Source organism: Spirosoma knui, from assembly GCF_054780635.1.
Window position 1 is genome coordinate 288,658 of the sequence record NZ_BAAGVY010000005.1, and the last position, 20,150, is coordinate 308,807.

Here is a 20,150-nt window from a genome sequence, read left to right on the forward strand (position 1 = left end):
TGGTTTAACATTTAGTTGATCTAACTATGACACTCCTTTTTGGGAAAATTACGGGCATGGCGGGGGTAGCCAAAAAAGATGGGAGTTTGGTCTGCAACGGGGGTATAGTCTCGCTGTGATGACTTATTAGTGATTGACAGACGCGATTTAAGCCTAATTGTCCTTTGCTCAATACTGCTCTTTACCATGTGAGAAGTTGCGCAGAATGTTGACACAATGTTGCGCAAAATGATAACACTGTATATAACCTATTATGTAATGCACAGGCAGTCAGTGAGTTAATCTCAAGGGCAATAGCGCGAGGTAGGGGCTACAAAAAAACAAGCCTTGTAATTGTAGGTTCTCTCAATAAATCCTCGATCGCTTCCTGTACTTATCGATTATTTAAGTTTATAACACAACGCGCTTATAATATATCGTTAAACAAGTTCTTCTATTGAATTTAATATAACAAAACAGGCGATACAATATTGAAATAGAATAAATAGAATCAATTTGATATGAGATTTTGAATGGAAGTCAGATATGAGTTATAAAAGACTACAAGTGGAGAAGGTACATAGTTACAATGAAATAAATAGGCTTAAAACGAGGAGCTTGGCGATTTTCTAGTAGAATGGTCTATAGCAGCCCGCCGTGCTTACCAGCAGTTCGGAGAGCTTTACTTTAAACACTTGATTAGTATAACCGGCTGATCGTCAGTGTCGACTTTAAATAGAAGGGTAAAGTCTTGATTTTAAGTATCCATTAGTAGGCTGATCGACACTCTCTTTGTTTCTAAGTAAGTAGTATTAATCATAGTTTGCGATATCTATGACGTTTGGGTAGAGAGGCTGCCAGAATATCTTCTTTGCTTTGCTGGGCTAGGGCGGGGGCAACAACCCGTTCGGTCAGCGCCAGCAGATCAGAACCCCGATATAATATTTTGCCCGAAATACGCAGGGGCACCAGCTTAGGCGGCTCACCGTTGGGACCTGGTTTGGCCCAGCGTTGAACCGTATCGATCGAGCACCGAAAGAAACCGGCTACCTCGTCGAGCGTGTAACATTGAATTCCTGCCTGTATCGCTACTTGATTGTTGAGTAGCTGCTCAGTTAAATGGATTAACTGCTCTACAGCTTTCGTTTGCGATTCAATCACTTCCCATTCCTGTTTGGAAATTACTACGATGTCCATGGCTGCGCCGGTTAAAATGTTGCACTTCAATCAAAGCTAAAGAGGGGGATCGGCATACTTGTAAATTATTCATTATCTATACCATCGAAGAAATCGAAGTCCATCCCATTGCTAGCGGATTTATTGTTAAAATCACCGAGCGAACTACCACTGGCTTTACTGTCCATCCATTTCCCGACAGACGTACTTTCCATCAGTGCCCGGGTTGCGGCCGTGGGGGTTACCGGTTTAATAATAGTGTAGTCGTAACCGATTGTATTACCCTCTTTATCCTTAGCCACGGTGTACGCGCCCACGCCCGTAACCGAGTCGACGTTACCAGCTCCGCCCGATGCACCCAGAAAGTAATAAACGTTATTAAATAATCTACCTTTTGGGCTTTCAAGGCTTCGTCAGCAGAATCTTAAGCTCCTGATACAGGGTCTTAGGTTCACCAGCCCGCTGATAGGCCGTTTTCTCGCCTTCGGCCAGCCCTCGACGGTATATGTTACCAGCCCAGCCCCTACGACCTGGTAGCGCAGTCCCGACAGGTCCGTTTTACGTAAATCTAGCCCATTGGCATTGTTGCCAGCCATGACGTAGGTTTCCCCAGGTTACCCAACGACCACCGTCTTTCACTTTCTGCGGCTTGATACCTAGTTGCGTTAAAATCTGGGATTGAATCAATTGGAAGTCGTAGCATACCAACGCCCATGGACTGCCCTGCGGTTTGCCTTCAGCGTAAACCGTAGCGGGTACGGCCGTGGGCGTACCACTGGCGTCGGTCGTGACGATGTTTCGAGGCACCATACGCATTGAAGCCTTGCATGGCCTGTTGCGTCAGTATTAACTTAGCCGCATTAATGTCTGAATTACGGGCCGCAATGTCCGAGTTGCGGGCTGCAATTTTGATTTGTCTATCCCGCTGGCTTAATGCCTGATCGCGCTGTTTGATACCAACCTCCTTCTTATATGGGTCTCGTCCGTCAAATTTGTAGAAGGTAGCGGGCAGGCGGTTACCAAAACGGGTCAGGTAATTGATAGCATCTTCCAGATTCATGCCGTCTCTACTGAGCATGGCCTCCAAGATTTCGGCACCGCCTGCCTGATAGGCTTTAAACTTACCGTTGGGGGCACTAGTCGCGTTTGGATGGTAGTTTTTGGAGAAGAAGTCGCGCTATTTCTGCGGATCCGCATAGCCACCGTTGTATTTGAAATCAATTGTTTTGCCCACCTGAAAATCCAAAAAGTTATGCGTGGCAGAGGCTGTTTTGATCATACCGTCCGTCATTCGATACGTTACGGGTCGATCGATCAAACCTTTCGACTGATCGGCAACAAGCCTGATGTAATTAGAACGGCGTTCCAGCGACTCACGGAACAACGGGCTTTTAGTGGCTTTTAAAATTAGATTCTGCGTATCCTGTTTGTAGCGCTCGCGGCCGTAGCGTTCCAGGTCGTTACCGTATTCTTTGTCAATCCGCTTTTGGTTTTCGCTTAACATACCGTCCACGAAATCCTGCCAGCGGTTTTTATCCTGGTCTAAGAATTCGACTTCTCGTAAAGCGCCTATTGCCTGCTGCGTAGCGGCAGTCGCCTGCTCAGCCTGGGTTTGTTTCAGCTCGGCATTCTGGGTAAGTAGTGCCTGAAAATGAAGTAAACGGTCTTTGTCGGCTCGTACCTGAGCCCAGCTGACCGTAGGTTGCAATAAAGCTATCGTGGCAGTTGAGCCGGTGTACGTATTTACTAAAGGAGTTGCCATCGTGATTCGTTAAGTTGAGAAGTAAACGATTGATATTGAAGGAATCCCAGCGTGTTGTTGCTTCATGAGGTGAGGCCCAGCTGGCTAAACCATTGGTTTCTCTGCTGCCATTGATGAAAGCTGAGCGCTTTGAGGGTTGGAGTGGCCTGTACGGGATCGGGCACGTCCCATGCAGCGGGATAGTCGGCGCAAGGTGTAACGGCAAGTGGAACAAGTGCCGACTGATCAGGTCGTAAGATACTACTCGGTTGGGCCAAATAATCAGTGAGCGTTGAGACGACAACTGGCTGGCGGAGCAGAAAGTCAGCCAGATCCAACCCGCTTATCCGGTCCTCGTCGGTGGCTCGTCGTTCTAGAAAATCAGATACATGGACATTGAAGCCCTCTTGCTGGAATAGCTTAGCTTTTTCCTGCCAGAACGCATAATCTTTCCCATTTTGTGACAAGTCAGGAAATAGCAAAATGTTACGACCTCGAAGCGGATTGAGCCGATTGGGTTGTAGGTAAGAACGAGCCATCGTGGCCAGCCATATGAACTGGGGAAAGTAACCCGAACATAACACCGCCGTTTTAGGAGCTTCAACAATGGCTATGGGCTGGTCACCGGGGGCGCTGGCTAACTGATGTACGCCAAACAGACAAGGTGAGTAATCGCTCTGAAGGACGTAAGTGTTTAACCAATCAGGAATCGGCGTTTGCCGTTGCTGATAGCGTCGCTTTAAGGCGGTGTGTACCCAATCTACTTTGGCTCGTGTACGACCCGTTGCGTCCTGGTATTTAACGGTATGCCAATCCGAACCGAATAGTTTTATTTGACCCCCTCGCTTGCGCCCTTGTTCGTCGATCAACCAGAATACGCAAGCTCCTGGCCAGCGGGCGGAGGTGCCGATGTGAAAGCGGTGCAAGAGCTGATCGGCGCGGTCGTTTCCAAGATGCGTTCGCAATAAATTGGCAAATTGGTTTTGCGCATAGTGGCCCATCGAAGGTTCGAATACTGCTTCCGGGATGGTCGCAATTGTATCGAGTGTCGACGGCGTCTGACGACGGGTTGACGGCCGTTGTTCTTGGGTTGAAAAACTGCTGGAGTATGCTCGACCCGTAGACCGCTTATATCCATTTACTGATAATTCCTGACTAGACTGATAATTGACTTTAGTTTCGATGTAGCATTCATCGGCATAGCTCAAGCCAGAAGCTCCTTTTTGGTACGGGCTAAAATGGTATGCACAATTTGACTCCCGATCACACCGACCGAAGGCCTCGTGCAAAGCTTCACCGGTTCGAATATCGACGTATCGACTCAACGTTCTTCGGAATTTAGGGCTGCACTGCGGGCAATCGGACTTGATAGCCTTCTTGGGTAATTGATAGCGTAAGTTGGAAGCTGTCATAGGGTATTGTTAATCGTCTTAAGTGTCTCAATCATCCTAAGCGTCCTGAGTGTCTTAAGTGTCTTAATCATCCTAAGCGTCTTAAATTTCAACTGTCCTAACCGTCCTAACGCCCCTATATATATAGGGCGTTGGGACGGTTAAGTCAGGAGGCTTGAACGGAAAGCTTTTCAAGGTTGATTTGGTAAACTGGGTATTGTTGTTTGGCCGTTTTGGTCTTCACCAAATAGTTTTCGGTTTCCATTCGTCGGATTAAACTTTCCGCTTTTGACTTGGCTAGTGCGAAGCCGAGATATTCAGATGCCTCGATAAGATTGGTGCGAAGCTGGCTGTAGCCTATCTGTTCTTCATTGGCATACGCCCGCCGAATTAGGTTTTCCATCTGTTCCCTTGTCAAATTACTTGCTATAACCTTGCTCGATCGTTTTAGCTCTACCTGGTTGGGAATCCCATTCATGCGTTGAGGTAAACCTTGCTCGTCGATGATGAAAGCAAACGGGTTAAACTCTTTGTCTCGACAAAATTCAGCCTTGACGATGGACTGTCTCGTATCGGCCTCATCGCGAGTAACCGAAACAACGGTTTCGGCTTTGTTGACCAACTCGCTCCCCAAGTGCCCACGTGCGCTGGCGTTGCCCTTGTTTTCGTGAATCACGGTAATCAAATGGGCATCCCGTTCTTCAGTCCATCTGAGAAGATCCGTAGCCCGCTGGGTTGCTTCTTTGGGATCATTGATGTCAAAGACCGTATCCCGAATACCGTCAATAATGATGGCTCCCAAATTTAGCGTTTGCTCAATGGCAACCTGAATGGCGTTCAGTCGGTCGATAGTAGCATAACGTCGAAGTCCGAAGTAGCGGATGGACGATGGCGATACATCACCGGTTAGGCTAGCAATGCGGTTGAGTACTCGTTGTACGTGACCTCTGATCTGCTCGGTATCAAAATAGAGTATGGCTCGCTTATTGGTGGGTAGTTGGCCCCGAACACAATCCATAACCACGTCATTCTTAACCAAAGCCGCAACCAAAGCACTAAGCAAAAAGGTTTTACGACTTTTAGGCTTACCAATGATCACCGAGAAATTGCCCATGGTTCCTAGGGTGGTGAAGTGATTGTCAGCTAAAATTTCCAGACAGGGTAAGGGCTCCTCAACTTGGTCGGTCCGTTTTATTTCAGCGTCTTCCAGTAAAGAGGTATACCTAGCATAAAATGCTTCGTCTCCGAGTGGTCCTGACGGTGAGTTTGCTTCATTACTCCATGAAGGTATCTGGCTTAATTCCTTGGCTTTTTCGCCTAGATGGTTGGTTAATTCTTCCGTAAACCGCGAGGAGCTAGTATGGCCTCTGTCGATAGGTCTATTCTCAGCTACTGACCGAAGGTTACTGCCGACATTGACGTCCTTAGTGAATTGGGATTGATGTTGAGGTTGAATCCAGTGAGGGAAAAATTCATTGGTCCAGCCAGCCGAGTAATTAGCGTCTCGCAAAGCAGCATGGGATGGGAGCGTAACGAAAGCGGCTAAAACTGGTCGTTTTTTTCGAATTGACTCCTGGACGACCCATTGCTTCTGCTCATCGGGCAAGGCTTCGATGGCTAGTAAAGATGGCCGTCCAGTCTGAGGGTCGGCCAGGCTACGAAATAGATCGTGGAGCGACAGATTTTCTGTATCTTGCATTGGGTTTAAGATTTTCTGGGCCACTGCTGTAGCGAGTAGTGGCCCGTTTGTTAGCCTAAGTTAGACAAGCAAGAGTGAACCAAACTGAGCCATAAGCCAGTCGTAGAAGCCTTGAAAATCCGACGCAATGAAGCAGCGGGCTCCTGCCTTGTTCAATAAGGCTATAGCCTCGCGCTGATCGTCGCTCAATCGGTCACGACCGAATTTAACTTCGACGAAAGCGGAGTGGCCTTGGATGATGACCATCACATCGGGCAGCCCACAGAGTTGCTTGGAAGGAACGAACATCTGCAGGTCGGCGCGAAACGTACCTGTGCTAGCAAGCCGTGTGGCAAAGCCACCTGAAAGATTTATAAAATCAACAATGGCCGTGGTTAGCTCGTTAGCCGACTTATCCGAATAATGGGACTTAACCCGTGCATGACTCGGAACGTTAGGGTACTTAGCCGCTTTGTGCTGATCAGCCAGCCGGTTGAGGATTTGTAAAGCGGTCATGCCGACTGACCTCCTTTCTCGGCGCCTAAGGCAAGAAGTGCATTCCGACTGTAGCGTTTAAGATTGCCGATGTGTCGACCTTTAACAATTCCTCTTTTCTCCCAGGACCAAAGAGAAACTTTGCTGATCTTAAGAAATTGAGCAGCCTCTTCAGGAGTTAAAAGTTCATCTGGCGGCACGGCTAGCCGACTTTGAGGTAGATTATGCTTTACGGCAATACTGGCCGCTTCGATCATCATTGTCCGCAGTTGATCGGCGGGCATCAATACCATATCCATGTTGTCGCGTCATTAAGCGTTAAACATGGGGGCAAGTTGTTTCAACAACAGGTCTTGCAAGTGCGTATCGTGCATTTATGCACGATACGCATAATCTACTTATTGGGGTAGTTGAGACGCAAAGTAGTCTTTTACATCTCTCTTGGTAATATTATTGAAAACTCTAGCATCTTTGCCCATATTGAGGTCGCTGAAAAAATTGTTAAGTAACCCTACCAATTGCTTCCGGTCTATCCTGCGAATCTTACCCTTTGCTTCTAGCTGGTCAATCCAAGCAACAATTACACCTCTGTCTTTAAAGCTGCCGATCCAGTTATTTTTCTCTCCGAGTAAAGGAGCATCTAATCGATACTTGCGTAGAACGTCTACACATATATCAACATTAGCTGGAAGAATAAATAAGTCCTCAAAAGTTAGATATAAGGGAGCTTTATGGGACTGGCTGGCTAGGGTATGATTCTTTTTCCATTCATTTAATATTTGAGCTATGTAAGGACCTACTGTTCTCTCTGACATCACCATCGAATGAAACTCTCCCCAAGTGAGATGTTTAATTGTATTTAACCATTTGTCATATATCTCGTCTGTAGTTAAAGTTGTTTTATGCAGTGCGTTAAGGTGTGGCAGGTTATCTTTAATGATCTTACGTACTCGTCGCTTCTTTCTCCTTATTTCTTCTGTAGCGTTACCTAACCAAGATATGGCTTTATCTTTCCACACATTTTCGTCTCGACTTCTAAGCGATTGATCACTGCTCGCCAAGTGCGGCATACAATTACGAAGCGTAAGTTCAAAATCTGACGGCTCTATGTCTGGGAAGGGGATGACATAATGCCATTTGGTTAAGTTATCAAGCTGGTCAATTTCTGTCCAAGGTAAATTGCTTGTAATGTTATTGAATGCTTCGCTGAGATTTCGCATCTCATCATTTAACGTTTTGAGATGGTCAAATTGGACCTTCTTCTTTTCCATTTTATCTTTTTGTTTTTTGGTCCACTCAATATTCTACTTTGTTAAGCTATTTTGAACGTTGACTGCTTCTGTCCAAGATATTGGCGCATTAGATCAAGCGTTTCGGCCGCATCAATCTTGATATATTTTAAGAACTCGCTTTCCTTCTTGTGGCCGGTCAGCTTCATGATTAACACCGTTGGCATACCCCGCTTAAACATATTGGTAGCAAATGACCTCCGAGCTGTGTGCGTTGTTACCAGCGTCCACTTCTCGACACCAGACGACATCTTACTCCAGCCTTCCGTAGTTTTCACCACAGCCTTCCCTCCCTTGGTAATGTGCTTTAAAATGCGCTCGTTGATTTCGGCTGACTGGCACAACTCCTTGAGATAATCATTGGTCTTCTGATTAGAGATGCCAGCCGGTAAACTGCCCGAATACTTTGCGAGCAGTTCTGTAATCGCTTCGTGAACGATGGGGATTTGTACCCGGCCACCAGTTTTGCGCTGGCGCAGATCGAGGTACTGGTTTCCGGCCTCATCGGTTTTGATATGTTCCGGTTGCAGGGTTGAAAAGTCGGAAAAGCGTAAACCAGTCCAGGAAGCGAATATGAACAGATCACGTACTCGGTCTAACCGAACGTTCCCACTTAGGTCAAGCTCGTAAATGCGTTGTAGTTCCGCTTCCGTGAGATAGATGTTTTCAGCATCCTCTCGCAGGTTGGTGAACTTGCGGTAAGCCATATTCGTAGTAAAGCCTTCATCAACGGCTGCACTCATAAAGCCCTTAACGTTTTCAACGTATTTGCTGACGTTGTTGGTTGCGTAGTCCCGCGCCGTAAGCCAAGCTATGAATGCTTTATAAAACCCAGCATCAATGTTGTCAAAGTCCAAGGTGCGCGGGTATGTCTGAGAGAAGGCTTTAAGGCCGTTCAGCGTCGTTTTATATCGCCGTATGGTATCAGGTGAAATAAAACGACCTGCTCGGGCTTTCGAACCGCGCACTAACCGTGTCGGGCAGGTATCAATATACCATTGAACGAAATCAATTAGCGTTTTAGGTTTCTCGACCTCTACGACTGGGTTCAGAAACTCCTCGATTCGCTGCTTTAGTATCTCCTTCGTTAACGGAGTGAAATTGGCTTTTAAGTCCGTAACAATCTTGCCAACGGCCTTCTCCAGCCGCTCCAGGTAACCATTAATCTCGTCCTTATCAACCGCATCAACAACGTTCTTGACACGTCCTTTATCGTCATTCCAATGAGCTGGTTTGACTTTAAATCCCGTGGCGATTTTAATACGCTCGTTATTAAAGCGGACCAGCCCAATGATGGGCGTAGGAGTTTTCCCATTCGGGTCGCGGAGAACATAACTGACTGGGCTATTCGCGGTACGTGCCATTTACCTGCTAGAAATACTGGTAGGACACGAATATACAAACGGGGGACGGAATGGGGGACGGAATAGCTTAATTTATATTAATCGGTACTAATCCTACTTAATTGCACATAACTAATAAATGTGCCTATGCGATTAACTAAAGGCGTATTTTAAGCATTTTCTATTAAACAGAATAATATAAGAATTAATCGTGTTCGAGTCTCGCCTTCGGCACCAACGGTCTGTAAGATATCTTACAGACCGTTTTCTTTTTGATTCATTCTGAAGTGACACTAGGCGTGAATAGTAACGCTGTACTACGTATTAGTCGATAATAAATTTAAAGATTAGCATACGTCTAAAAACTCTTTAATCGACGCTTATTCTAATCATGTTTTATTATGAAAGTTCTCAAACAAGGTTATATTATAATCATAGGTGTTTTGCTCGGATGCGACTCTTCTCTTATCAAGGGTGAGTACGATGATGCAGGTCAATATAGTAGTAGGCTTCAAGCGCAAACTACTGTCATCAAGAAAATTGTTCAAAGCCATATATCGCTACCTGTGGGCAGATACTATAAAGTAAAATATTCCGTCCCTAATGCGCCCCCCACTATGCAACGGGAAAACGCTATTTGGTACAACAAAACCGAATCTCGATTAGCTTTTGAGGGAGACATATCTAGTGGACCCATGTGTACTTGGGAGGGGGTAAGTTTAGCTTTATTGGAACAGGCTAGTAAATCTCCTGAAAGTCTTGCCTTGATAGACTCTTTAGCAAAACCGAATCAACCCCTAGGACAGTGCCGGTCATTTTCTATGGATTAATATTCCTTGCCATATTTTCCTCTGGTTTATCCTAAATCATCGCCATGAACTGACTGAAGTTTTCTCAATACTGTCCAGCTTATTGATAATACAATCGCAAAATGATCATTTTACAGGTACAGCGTTATTCATTACCTGCAAAGACGAGTAAATAATTAGCGTAGTACGCAACCCTGAGGTAAGAAATGGCGTATGGGCTGTATTATAACTTGGCATAGTACTTAAAGCCCAACTGTCCCCGATACAGTTGGGCTTTTTTCGTTACGTCATTTCGATCTGCGTCCAGCTCGTTTGTCGGTACAGCCGGAACAGTAGCCAGAAGAGCGCAATAGATAGGGGAATGGCAGCCCAGACACCGTAGGGGAGGTAGGTCAGGCCGTAATGGGAGAAGCCGACAACACCCAGGACTACGCTGACCATCAGGCCCCGGGCAGTATTGTTTTGCTTGAGAGCATCCTGGGCCACGGAAAACGGCATATGTCGGGTCGATAGCAAAGCCGCGCCGATCAGCATAACCAGGGAGTTACTGTACCCTAACAATACGTCAGCAATCTTATCAACGCCATATCGGTAAAGAATATATCCGGCCAGCATCACGTAGAAGGGCGTCAGCAGCTTCAGGATGATGGCTTTCAGGGAGCCGGAAAGGACGTCGCCGGGCTCGCGGATAGGGGCGCTTCCGTAAATCCACGAAGCGCGGTAGTTGTCCGAAACGCTCAACTGATATTGAGCCACCATTACGTAGATGCCAGCGAAATAAAGCGCGAAGAGATAGAAAAAATTACTACCGCCCAAGCTTCGGTTCTGAAAAGACATCGCTACTACGTAGGCGAGTCCAAATCCTAACTGGGGGTACGTTTTGAGTTTAAACTTACGGTCGCGGCTGGTGACGCGCCAGGTAAAGGCAAAGGAGGCCCGTTCCAACGTATTGGTGGTAAACCAGGCGGAGAGCCGGTCTATCCAGCCCATACCGGATTGATGACTTCCCGACGATACGTCCACTGCCGAGACCGAGCGGCTTTCCTGATCGATGTTGCTTAAGCTTTGGCTGAAATTGGCCGTCAGGAAGCGATTCATGGACCACAGTCCGGCGAAGGGCATGATCAGCGCCAGGCCCAGAAACACCAGATGCGTTGAATCCAGCATGGGGCCAATGACAAGCTCAAGGGCACCGGCCATCCACATCGGCGGAACAACATAGTGCCAGGATTTATGCGCCAATGTCTGTTCGAGTACGCTGGAGTCCATTAACCGGGGTAACAGTTGGTAGCCGCCGTAAAACAGCACCGCCATACCAATCTGGAAATAGTTGATGACCTCCCGGAGTTTCTCTTCGCTGACGAACCGCATCAGGGCCAAGTATACCAGATTCGTCAGGAACACCATCAGCACCGCTGATAGCAGGCTCATAAGCAGAAACAACAACCCGGCCAGCGCGCCAAAGCGGTACGCGATAATTAGCACGCCAATGACCGACAGCGACAAGGCAATGGCGAACAGATAACTGGTAATGTGAATGACCCGAGCCAGCCACAAGGTTCGATTACTGACGGGTCGGGGCAAGATGATCTGGTTATCGGACGAGTCGAGAATAACGGACGAAAAATCGGAGATCAGCGTCATGGCGCAAAGAGCCATTACGTAGGAGAACTGAAGTGTGAGCGGAAAAAACAAGGTGTCTTTCGGCGGTATCGCCAGCATACCGGCGCTGATCAGGCCACCTACGAATAGATAAACCGCCAAAATGCGGGTGAAACTGCTGTTGCTCTCCGCCGACTGCTTCCCGAAATTGCCCAAAGTTCCCATACTACGTCGATTGTCCATCGTGAGCTTCACCTGTACGATGGCACGTAGCTGACCGAAATCGGCCCCCGCTGCCCGAATCAGCGGCTGGAGCCGGTCGAGCACCCAAAGTATTACGTTGGTCATTGGGCTAGTTGTTCAGCGTGTGAATAAACTCTTCGGCTACGCTGCTCTGACCATCGCTACCGGTTAGCTCTGCAAATAATTGCTCCAGCGATTCGGGGCGCTGATGCTGTAATTCCGCGAAGGTACCGTCGGCGATGATTTGCCCCTGATTGATAATAATAATCCGATCCGAAATCTTCTCAACGACATCCATGATGTGGGAGCTGTAAAAGATCGTTTTTCCGCTATTGGCCAGCTGCCGGATAATTTCTTTTACCAGCACAACGGCGTTAGCGTCGAGCCCCGACAGCGGCTCATCCAGGAATATCACGTCCGGATTATGCAGCAGGCCCGATATGAGCAGCACTTTTTGCCGCATCCCTTTCGAGAACGTAGTCATGCGGGCGCTCGCGTGGTCGCTAAGCTGAAACAGCCGGAGCAGTTCGAGCGATTTCCGGTCGATGTGGGTGGTGTCCAGTTCGTACAACTGCCCAATAAATTGCAGGTACTCAAGGGGCGTCAACGTATCGTAAAGCGCGGCATTTTCGGGAACGTAACCAATCCGGCGTTTGATCTCGATCGACTGACTCTTAACGTTCATGCCCAGCACGTTCGCTTCCCCCGAAAAGTCGGGCAGCATCCCAATCAAAATCTTAATGGTTGTGGACTTCCCGGCCCCGTTCGGACCAATATAGCCCACAACCTGACCGGCTTCGACGCTCAGGTTTATGCCTTTCAGAACGGGCGTTGAGTTGTATGATTTATAAACGTCCTGGAGTTGGATAATGGAGTTCATGTCGCTAGTTGTTGCGCCGTTTGGAGGAGACAACATCTCTGAAAGATAACGAAAAAGTCCCGCTCGGCAGCAAGCCAAACGGGACTCCAGGTTATTTATTCGGATAATCGGTTACTGGGCTACGCTCTCCGTAGCAGCCACCAATTCATGCTTCATGAGGTACTCGGCAATCTGAACGGCGTTGGTTGCGGCTCCTTTCCGGAGGTTGTCGGCAACGATCCACATGTTCAGCGTTTTCGGCTGGCTTTCATCCCGACGGATACGTCCAACGAATACTTCGTCGCGGCCGTGGGCGGTCAGTGGCATCGGATATACTTTATTGGCTGGATCATCCTGCACAATCACGCCTTCGGCATTGCTCAGCAGCTCGATGACATCAGCAACCTCAAACTCGTTTTCAAATTCGATGTTCACTGCTTCGGAGTGACCACCGATCGTCGGGATACGTACCGTTGTGGCCGTCACCTGAATCGAGTCATCACCCATGATCTTCTTGGTCTCGTTGACCATTTTCATTTCCTCTTTCGTGTAACCATTGTCGAGGAATACGTCGATGTGGGGTAATACGTTGAGATCGATCGGGTGCGGATATACTTTTTGCACATCCGACTTGCCTTCCCGCTCGGCGAAAAGCTGATCGACGGCGGCTTTACCCGTACCTGTCACCGACTGATACGTCGATACAACTACCCGTTTCACTTTGTAGCGATCGTGCAGCGGCTTTAGGGCAACGACCATCTGTATGGTCGAGCAGTTTGGGTTGGCAATGATTTTATCGTCGGGAGTTAACGTATCGGCGTTGATTTCGGGAACGACCAGTTTTTTGGTCGGATCCATACGCCAGGCCGACGAATTGTCGACTACGGTAATACCCGCTTCGGCGAATTTAGGAGCCAGCGCCAGTGATGTGCTGCCACCCGCCGAAAAAATCGCAACGGCCGGTTTGGCGGCAATGGCATCCTCGAAGCTAACGACCGTGTATGGCTTACCCTTAAACTCAACCTGTTTGCCAACCGACCGCTCGGAAGCAACGGGAATGAGTTCGGACACGGGGAAGTTACGTTCTTCCAATACCTTCAGGATTTCGCCACCGACTAGGCCGGTAGCCCCTACGACTGCGATTTTCATATTTATTTACGCTAATTTTTGTGAAATTGAGCGCAAAGGTACGGTAAAACGTTGACGGATAGCTGATAGAAACCGAAAAAATCTAAAATCGCCCCACCAGGCCGATGCCTGAATTGCTGATCGATGAATAAGGCTTTACCTGCCAAGATACGCCCCGTTGTTTCAGCGTGCGATTGTAGTACTGAACTGCCCGGCGTACGTGCTGACCGGGAATCTGCATACCCCAGCCAATTCCCGCTAGTATAGCTCCACTTATGAGGGTAATGCCACCGCCCGCATACGTATTCTGACGTTTCGTATCTATTACGTCCTGATAACCGGCTATCTGGCCACCATATACCATACCTCCGCCCGTTGTCGAACTGCCACAGGCATATCCCGGTGGGCAAACTATGGGTTGCTGTACGATGAACTTACCATCGGAGTTCGGTCCGTTCGAGCCCATAATGATAGCGCCTATAATCGCAGTCGTGATACCCCCCGCAATCAGCCAGCCTCCCGCGTGACGACCGTTCAGATACGACTGAAATTCGCGGATTGCCATAGGGTCGCCCGAGGCCATTATATACGGCTTCAAGTTTTTCGCTTTTATATCCAGGCCATCATACATATACTGCGACCGGACCGTCTGACCATATCGATTGTAATAGCCAGGTTGTAGTTCACTTTCAATGAGCTTAAGCGTATCTGTCTGTATAAGGCTGGGCACTACAGAAGGCTGAGCTAAAAGCCAGATCGGGCTGAAGAACAAGAGGAATAGTGCTGTTTTCATGACCGTTGGGGTTTGTTGGAAATGTATATCAAGTTAACTAATTCTAAAATCATATTAGTTAAATATCATGAAAAAGTAGACATAAAAGAAGAGCGATCAGGCGTAACGCCTGATCGCTCTTCTTTTATGTAGTGTAAGGTAACCGTTAACTACTTGCCACCAAACAGGAAACCGAGTGAAAAACCAAATGCAGTGTTAGTCGCCTTCCCTCCAGAAGTGTTACTCAGATTGCCTAAGCCAGGTGCGTAGTAACCGCTGAGGCTGATTCCAGAGGATAATTCATAACCTGCTGACAACCGGAGGCCATAGTCGAGCCGTTTAGTCTGGTCTTCACCCGAACCAAACTCAATAGACTGACTGTCTGATTGCCCTAACGCGTCGCCGGTTGTTTTGCCGTTTAATGCATAGGCTACGTAAGGGCCAGCGCCTAACGTAACAAAACCCGGTCCAGCCTCAATGCTATATATCAACTGAATAGGAACTTCCAGGTAATTAAACGTCGTGGTAAGGTCACCCGTACCTAACCCAAAATTAAGATTGGCCAGTTTAGTACCCTTTGCCGAATACAGCAGTTGGGGCCGAATCGAAAAGCTTTCACTCAGGGGAGCGTCGAGCAGTAAACCTGCCTGGAAGCCAATCTTATTGGTGCCTTTCAAGGATAGACCTCCAAAGTTAAGTGTTTGGTTGGCGAACTGAACGGCTCCTGTTACGCCTACCCGAACTTGAGCAAAGGATGCCAGGCTACTTACTAATAATGTAGCGACTACAAGCGTAAATCTTTTTGTCATAAAAACGGAAAATTAAAGTGAATGATATTGCGGATATCGGTGCAAAAGTAGTCTTGTAGGCAGACCAAGTAGCTTGTCAAACAAAAAAATGTACTTATTTTTATAAGAGTTAACAGAAAGCGGTTAATTAATAGTGATTTAGCTTATACACCGAAGTTGAAAAGCGTCTGGGGTGATATACAATAATTCATTGGTATGTCGGTCGGCTCAACATCGTCAATTTGTTCGATGGGTTCGAAAAGCGATAAACCTACCTTTAGGCAATCCGGGCGACATTCAGCGAGAAAGCGGTCGTAGTAACCTCTACCATACCCAACGCGGTGGCCCGTGTTGTCAAAGGCCAGCAACGGAACGACTACCATATCAATACTGTCGGCGCTGATCTCTTGTCGGTCTTCACCAACGGGTTCTGGAATACCCCATCGATTTACGGCTAGCTTCGTTGTGGGCGTGAGTACGTAATGCGTCAACTGGCTGGCCTGAGTATTGGTCACGGACACGGCAAGCTGAACATGGGGATAGTCTCGCCAGATCTGATGGATGATGGGCCAGGTATCCACCTCGTTCTGCCGTTTAATGGGCAAAAAAGTATGTAAAACAAATGCCTTAGCAGAGGATCTAAATCCTCCGTTAAGCGCCATCATATCGAAAAAAAGAGAAGTAATTAACTGACTGGACGTATCGACATCATTGGCGGATAAAGAACGCCGTAGAGCCAAAAATTGCGTTCTCAGTTCAGCTTTGGTCGCCATAGCACCCTACTCTAAGCAAAGCTGCATCCGGTAATCGAAGGGGTCGAACGCAGCCAGCATCTTTTTCAGAAACGCCCGATCGTTCAGGTAAAAAGTCAGAAAGTTTTCGCTACGTTCCTGCAAGCCACCGTTTGGGAAAAGCTCATTTTTGACGGTCAACAGCTGCCGCAGTCCGGTTTCCTGATTACGTTCTTCAGCCCGGCGCAACTTCTTCTCCAGCCGAACAACGGCATTGGCAAACCGCTTCGTTTCCGCCAAAACCGCTTTTTCGAGCGTTGGATCGACCATCTGGGCTTTGTGCAGAATCGCGTCAAGCGCCTGATTCACCGTTTTGTTCTCTTTGTCAAACTTCAAACTATGCCGGGTGTGCGTATCGACGTATTCGTGCTTTAGCGTCAGCGTGTCTTTAAACAGCTCCTCGGGCGTTAAGCCAAGTTTGCGAATGCGTTTTGCACAAACGGCTGGTACGTACATGGCGAAGTTACGCGGCATCAGCATTGGGAAGGGCGTTTGAAAATGGTCAAACACCTTCTTTAACTGTAACCAGTACGGTACCTCCGACGGCCCACCGACGTACGCCAGATTGGGTAGGATCGTTTCCTGGTATAAGGGACGTAGCACTACGTTCGGACTAAACCGTTCAGGGTGCTCCTCCAGCAAGGTCAGCAGCTCAGTTTCAGTAAACCGAATTTTAGTATGTACTACCTTATACATACCATCCTCCTGGCGCTCGATTCGTTCGCGAAGCTGATCGTCGAGGTAGAAGAGGTTAATATCGCGAGGAGCGATAACTGTTTTGTAGCCCATGTTGGCTAACAGCTCGGTTTGCTCCTGAACAAGCTGACCCGAATGCTGATAGACTAGTTCATCGCGCATAACGGGTGCGAAAACGCGTTTCAAAGCCGCATCGTCCGCATCCAGGCAGATAAGTCCTTCCGCACCAAACAATTCATGAACGTAATACCGGACGGCATCCGCCAGCGTCTGCTGTTTCAGATACGCTTCTTCAAATAACGTCAGCTTTTCGGGAATCTGATTGAACAGTGTTTTCAGCTCCTGCGGGTTCATTCGACCGACGGCACCCCGTTGTTCGGTTTGCCAGGCGTAATTTCTGCCAAACAAAGAGAAGTGGTTGATTTCGGCGAAATCGTGGTCTTCGGTTGCCATCCAGTACACCGGAACAAAGGTGTGTTCGGGATACGCTTCCTTGAGTTGCCGGGCCAGATTAATCGTTGTAATCAGTTTATAAACGATGTACAGCGGCCCGGTAAAAATATTGAGCTGGTGCCCTGTGGTTACCGTAAAGGTATTGGGTTGCAACAATACCGAAAAATCGGGCTTATTGGGGATGTTCTGATACTGTCGTTCCAGGCTTTCTATCAAGACCCGCCGTTTCGACTCGTCAAAGGTCTTGTCCTGTAACTGCTCTCTAAAAGCGGCTAACTTAGGAAAACGGCTATAGAATGGGCTAAGACTGTCTTTCTTGTCGAGATAATCAAGGAATAACTGAGAAAACTGGCCGGTAGATGCAAGCGGTAGGTACTGACAGTCCATTGAAGGTTAGGATTTATTCGGCTCAACAATGAGAAAACCCGCAAGGTTCGGTCAATATTGCCTGCCTTGCGGGTTTTAAATTACTTAGAGAACAACCTCTCCGTATAGATCAAATTCTTCGGCGCGGTTGATCTGAACGTTGGCAAACCCGCCCAGCCGTACGTACTGATTGGCCGGTACGAGCACTTCGTTGTCAACTTCGGGCGAATCGGCTTCGGTTCGGCCGATGAAGTAGCCGCCTTCTTTGCGGTCGAAGAGCACTTTATACGTCCGGCCTACTTTGCGCTGGTTCAACTCCTGTGAAATACCTTGTTGAAGGTCCATCAACTCATCGGCGCGTTCCTGTTTAATATCAGCCGGAATGTCATCGGGCATCGAGAACGAATGCGTGTTCTCTTCGTGCGAATACGTAAATACGCCCATCCGGTCAAAACGCATGCGTTCGACAAAGTCGTAGGTTTCGGCGAACATGGCTTCAGTTTCGCCAGGGTGCCCCACGATAAGCGTTGTCCGCAGCGTAATGTCAGGCACTCGATCGCGAATCGTTTGGATGAGCGCTTCGGTTTTTTCGCGGGTAATCCCCCGGCGCATGAGCTTCAGTAACTCGGTTGAGCCCGTCTGCAACGGCATATCGAGGTAATTGCAGACATTCGGTCGGTTACGCATTACGTCGAGCACATCCATCGGAAAACCTGACGGGTATGCGTACTGTAGCCGAATCCACTCAATCCCTTCCACATCGGCTAACCGATTGATCAGGTCAGCGAGGTTCCGTTTTTTGTACAGATCTAGACCGTAGTACGTCAGATCCTGAGCAATGAGAATAAGCTCCTTGGTACCCCGGCGAGCCAACGACTTGGCTTCGGTCACCAATTCGTCAATGGATCGAGAAATATGGCCACCGCGCATTAACGGGATTGCACAGAACGAACAGGGACGATCACAGCCTTCAGCAATTTTAAGGTAGCCAAAATGAGCCGGTGTTGTCAGCAGGCGCTCACCAACCAATTCGTGTTTATAATCGGCTTTTAGGGTCTTTAGAAGCCGGGGCAGTTCGTTGGTGCCGAACCAGGCGTCAACCGTTGGCATTTCGACTTCCAACTCATCTTTATAGCGGTGCGAGAGGCAACCCGTTACGTATACCTTGTCGACGACGCCCGCGTCTTTGGCATCTACGTAACGCAAAATCGTGTTGATAGACTCTTCTTTAGCGTTGTCGATGAAGCCGCAGGTGTTAATGACAACGATGTTTGCATCATCCTTCTTCGACTCATGGGTCACGTTCATTCCGTTGCCTCTGAGCTGCGTGAACAGCACCTCCGAATCGACCAGATTCTTCGAACAACCCAGCGTGACTATGTTGATTTTATTGGTACGTAAGCCTTTTGTTTTCAAAACAGTAATTGGACAATGCCGTGATTGGAAGAACGGCAGTTTTATGCGCAAAGTTCGTTAAACCGGGTCAGTAAGTGAGCGCTAACTAGGATTGATGGGTAGCCAAAAGAATTGTCAGCAGATAAAGAAGCATCCCCAAAATCTAAAATACGGCCTGATGGGTGATCTCCAGTCGGTTTCGGGACAGGCGGTTTCGGGTAACGGTAACCGGATTGACGTTGCTCTGGCTGTCGAACAGGTTTGCATATAAGCCCTTTGGCTCTCGCACTACAATCGAGTAGCGCCCAACGGGTAAGCTCACGCAATACGTACCGTCTTTCTTCGATTTTATGATTTTAATTGGCTTCACCCCGCGAACCGAGTTGATGAAGCCATTATCGCCCGCGTCTATCTGGCCCAAGTTCAGCAACTGAAAAATCAATACGTCCCGCTCGGCGGGCGTTCCGTTTGGGGCTGGCTGAGGTGAGTCGGGGCTTGGCATGTAGTTGCCACGTTTCTCGACGACAGTTCCGCAGACTCCTTGATTGATTATTTCTTTTGTAGTTTTTCGAGAAATACGTTTCTGTGCGAAAGTGGTATGAGCTACTAGTGAGATTAAGCTAATTAGTACTATTTGATTCAAAAAAGAACGCGATTGACTACGAAACAAGAAGTTTAGGCCCGTCATAACCCTATTTCTTTTTTCACTTCCTCTAACGAATGCCAGGTTGTAGTCTCATTCTTTACGTTCAACGCATGAACGTAGTCGAAGAAGTCTTCAAGGCTATCAAATGAAGCCAGGCTTTTCTCCAGCGCCTGGTATTCTTCATACGTAATAACCGCAAATTTCGGCTTTCCTTCAGATTGAATAATTTGGGCGTTAAGCGTCATTCGTAAATATCTTTTCGATGTCCAACGTCGATAACTGCAATAATGCACACTATGTCGTGTTTGTCGTACAAAACGCGATAATCTCCTACTCGTAATCTGAAAATAGCGTCCGGATGATTAGTTAACCGTTTAACGTTCGATTTAGTATCAGGGTTCTGTGCTAGCTCCTCTAAGGCGTCAACTATTCGCTGTGCGTCAGATTTAGGTATCTTCTTAAGGCTTTTCAATGCCCGATCAGAGAAGGAAAGCTGATACGACATTTAGC

General features: G+C 47.8%; 22 protein-coding genes. 1 reads left to right on the forward strand and 21 read right to left on the reverse strand.

Features of this window, described 5'->3' with window-relative positions; translation table 11 throughout:
• Positions 1–795: 795 nt before the first annotated feature.
• The 10 genes from ACYVIY_RS13570 to ACYVIY_RS13615 form a co-directional block, all read right to left on the reverse strand.
• Entirely contained in the window at positions 796–1,176 is a 381-nt protein-coding gene (locus ACYVIY_RS13570; protein ID WP_460976888.1) for a helix-turn-helix domain-containing protein, read from the reverse strand.
• A gap of 65 nt (positions 1,177–1,241) precedes the next feature.
• Positions 1,242–1,457: a hypothetical protein gene (locus ACYVIY_RS13575; protein ID WP_460976889.1), complete on the reverse strand. Its 216-nt coding sequence runs from the start codon at positions 1,455–1,457 to the stop codon at positions 1,242–1,244.
• Between the two features lie 434 nt (positions 1,458–1,891).
• The gene (locus ACYVIY_RS13580) at positions 1,892–2,233 is read right to left on the reverse strand and encodes a hypothetical protein (RefSeq protein WP_460976890.1); all 342 of its coding nucleotides are present in this window, start codon (positions 2,231–2,233) and stop codon (positions 1,892–1,894) included.
• A 99-nt stretch (positions 2,234–2,332) separates the two neighbouring features.
• On the reverse strand, positions 2,333–2,917 hold the full coding sequence (locus ACYVIY_RS13585) for a hypothetical protein (protein WP_460976891.1): 585 nt from the start codon (positions 2,915–2,917) through the stop codon (positions 2,333–2,335).
• Between the two features lie 62 nt (positions 2,918–2,979).
• Positions 2,980–4,308 (reverse strand): DUF6371 domain-containing protein, encoded by a 1,329-nt coding sequence (locus tag ACYVIY_RS13590; RefSeq protein ID WP_460976892.1) that lies wholly within the window; start codon positions 4,306–4,308, stop codon positions 2,980–2,982.
• A gap of 145 nt (positions 4,309–4,453) precedes the next feature.
• Complete coding sequence (locus tag ACYVIY_RS13595) at positions 4,454–5,986, reverse strand: AAA family ATPase (protein WP_460976893.1); 1,533 nt, start codon at positions 5,984–5,986, stop codon at positions 4,454–4,456.
• A 60-nt stretch (positions 5,987–6,046) separates the two neighbouring features.
• Entirely contained in the window at positions 6,047–6,481 is a 435-nt protein-coding gene (locus ACYVIY_RS13600) for a VRR-NUC domain-containing protein (RefSeq protein WP_460976894.1), read from the reverse strand.
• Positions 6,478–6,759 carry a helix-turn-helix domain-containing protein gene (locus tag ACYVIY_RS13605; RefSeq protein WP_460976895.1) on the reverse strand — a complete coding sequence of 94 codons (282 nt, stop codon included), beginning with the start codon at positions 6,757–6,759 and terminating at the stop codon, positions 6,478–6,480. The genes ACYVIY_RS13600 and ACYVIY_RS13605 overlap by 4 nt, the downstream gene beginning before the upstream one ends.
• Positions 6,760–6,858: 99 nt before the next feature.
• Complete coding sequence (locus ACYVIY_RS13610) at positions 6,859–7,731, reverse strand: hypothetical protein (RefSeq protein ID WP_460976896.1); 873 nt, start codon at positions 7,729–7,731, stop codon at positions 6,859–6,861.
• Positions 7,732–7,772: 41 nt separating this feature from the next.
• A complete protein-coding gene (locus tag ACYVIY_RS13615; RefSeq protein WP_460976897.1) occupies positions 7,773–9,113 on the reverse strand; it encodes a tyrosine-type recombinase/integrase in 1,341 nt (446 codons plus the stop codon).
• Positions 9,114–9,493: 380 nt separating this feature from the next.
• Here ACYVIY_RS13615 and ACYVIY_RS13620 point away from each other — a divergent pair, with 380 nt between their 5' ends.
• Positions 9,494–9,922, forward strand: a complete 429-nt coding sequence (locus ACYVIY_RS13620; protein WP_460976898.1) for a hypothetical protein — start codon at positions 9,494–9,496, stop codon at positions 9,920–9,922.
• 261 nt (positions 9,923–10,183) lie between these two features.
• Here the strand turns inward: ACYVIY_RS13620 and ACYVIY_RS13625 are convergent, their stop codons facing one another.
• The 11 genes from ACYVIY_RS13625 to ACYVIY_RS13675 all read right to left on the reverse strand — a co-directional run bounded on the left by ACYVIY_RS13625 (position 10,184) and on the right by ACYVIY_RS13675 (position 20,145).
• Entirely contained in the window at positions 10,184–11,851 is a 1,668-nt protein-coding gene (locus ACYVIY_RS13625) for a hypothetical protein (RefSeq protein ID WP_460976899.1), read from the reverse strand.
• Positions 11,852–11,855: 4 nt separating this feature from the next.
• Positions 11,856–12,626, reverse strand: coding sequence for an ABC transporter ATP-binding protein (locus tag ACYVIY_RS13630; protein WP_460976900.1), 771 nt, complete (start codon positions 12,624–12,626; stop codon positions 11,856–11,858).
• Positions 12,627–12,737: 111 nt separating this feature from the next.
• Positions 12,738–13,754: an aspartate-semialdehyde dehydrogenase gene (locus tag ACYVIY_RS13635; protein WP_460976901.1), complete on the reverse strand. Its 1,017-nt coding sequence runs from the start codon at positions 13,752–13,754 to the stop codon at positions 12,738–12,740.
• A gap of 82 nt (positions 13,755–13,836) precedes the next feature.
• Complete coding sequence (locus ACYVIY_RS13640) at positions 13,837–14,526, reverse strand: hypothetical protein (protein WP_460976902.1); 690 nt, start codon at positions 14,524–14,526, stop codon at positions 13,837–13,839.
• A 149-nt stretch (positions 14,527–14,675) separates the two neighbouring features.
• Complete coding sequence (locus ACYVIY_RS13645; RefSeq protein WP_460976903.1) at positions 14,676–15,314, reverse strand: porin family protein; 639 nt, start codon at positions 15,312–15,314, stop codon at positions 14,676–14,678.
• 143 nt (positions 15,315–15,457) lie between these two features.
• Complete coding sequence (locus tag ACYVIY_RS13650; RefSeq protein WP_460976904.1) at positions 15,458–16,066, reverse strand: 5-formyltetrahydrofolate cyclo-ligase; 609 nt, start codon at positions 16,064–16,066, stop codon at positions 15,458–15,460.
• A gap of 6 nt (positions 16,067–16,072) precedes the next feature.
• Positions 16,073–17,620 (reverse strand): bacillithiol biosynthesis cysteine-adding enzyme BshC, encoded by a 1,548-nt coding sequence (gene bshC / locus ACYVIY_RS13655; RefSeq protein WP_460976905.1) that lies wholly within the window; start codon positions 17,618–17,620, stop codon positions 16,073–16,075.
• Between the two features lie 84 nt (positions 17,621–17,704).
• Positions 17,705–19,015, reverse strand: coding sequence for a 30S ribosomal protein S12 methylthiotransferase RimO (rimO, locus tag ACYVIY_RS13660; RefSeq protein ID WP_460976906.1), 1,311 nt, complete (start codon positions 19,013–19,015; stop codon positions 17,705–17,707).
• A gap of 142 nt (positions 19,016–19,157) precedes the next feature.
• A complete protein-coding gene (locus ACYVIY_RS13665) occupies positions 19,158–19,496 on the reverse strand; it encodes a carboxypeptidase regulatory-like domain-containing protein (protein ID WP_460976907.1) in 339 nt (112 codons plus the stop codon).
• A 182-nt stretch (positions 19,497–19,678) separates the two neighbouring features.
• Entirely contained in the window at positions 19,679–19,885 is a 207-nt protein-coding gene (locus ACYVIY_RS13670) for a prevent-host-death family protein (RefSeq protein WP_460976908.1), read from the reverse strand.
• Positions 19,882–20,145 carry a type II toxin-antitoxin system RelE family toxin gene (locus tag ACYVIY_RS13675; RefSeq protein WP_460976909.1) on the reverse strand — a complete coding sequence of 88 codons (264 nt, stop codon included), beginning with the start codon at positions 20,143–20,145 and terminating at the stop codon, positions 19,882–19,884. Before ACYVIY_RS13675 ends, ACYVIY_RS13670 begins: the two co-directional genes overlap by 4 nt.
• Positions 20,146–20,150 lie beyond the last annotated feature (5 nt).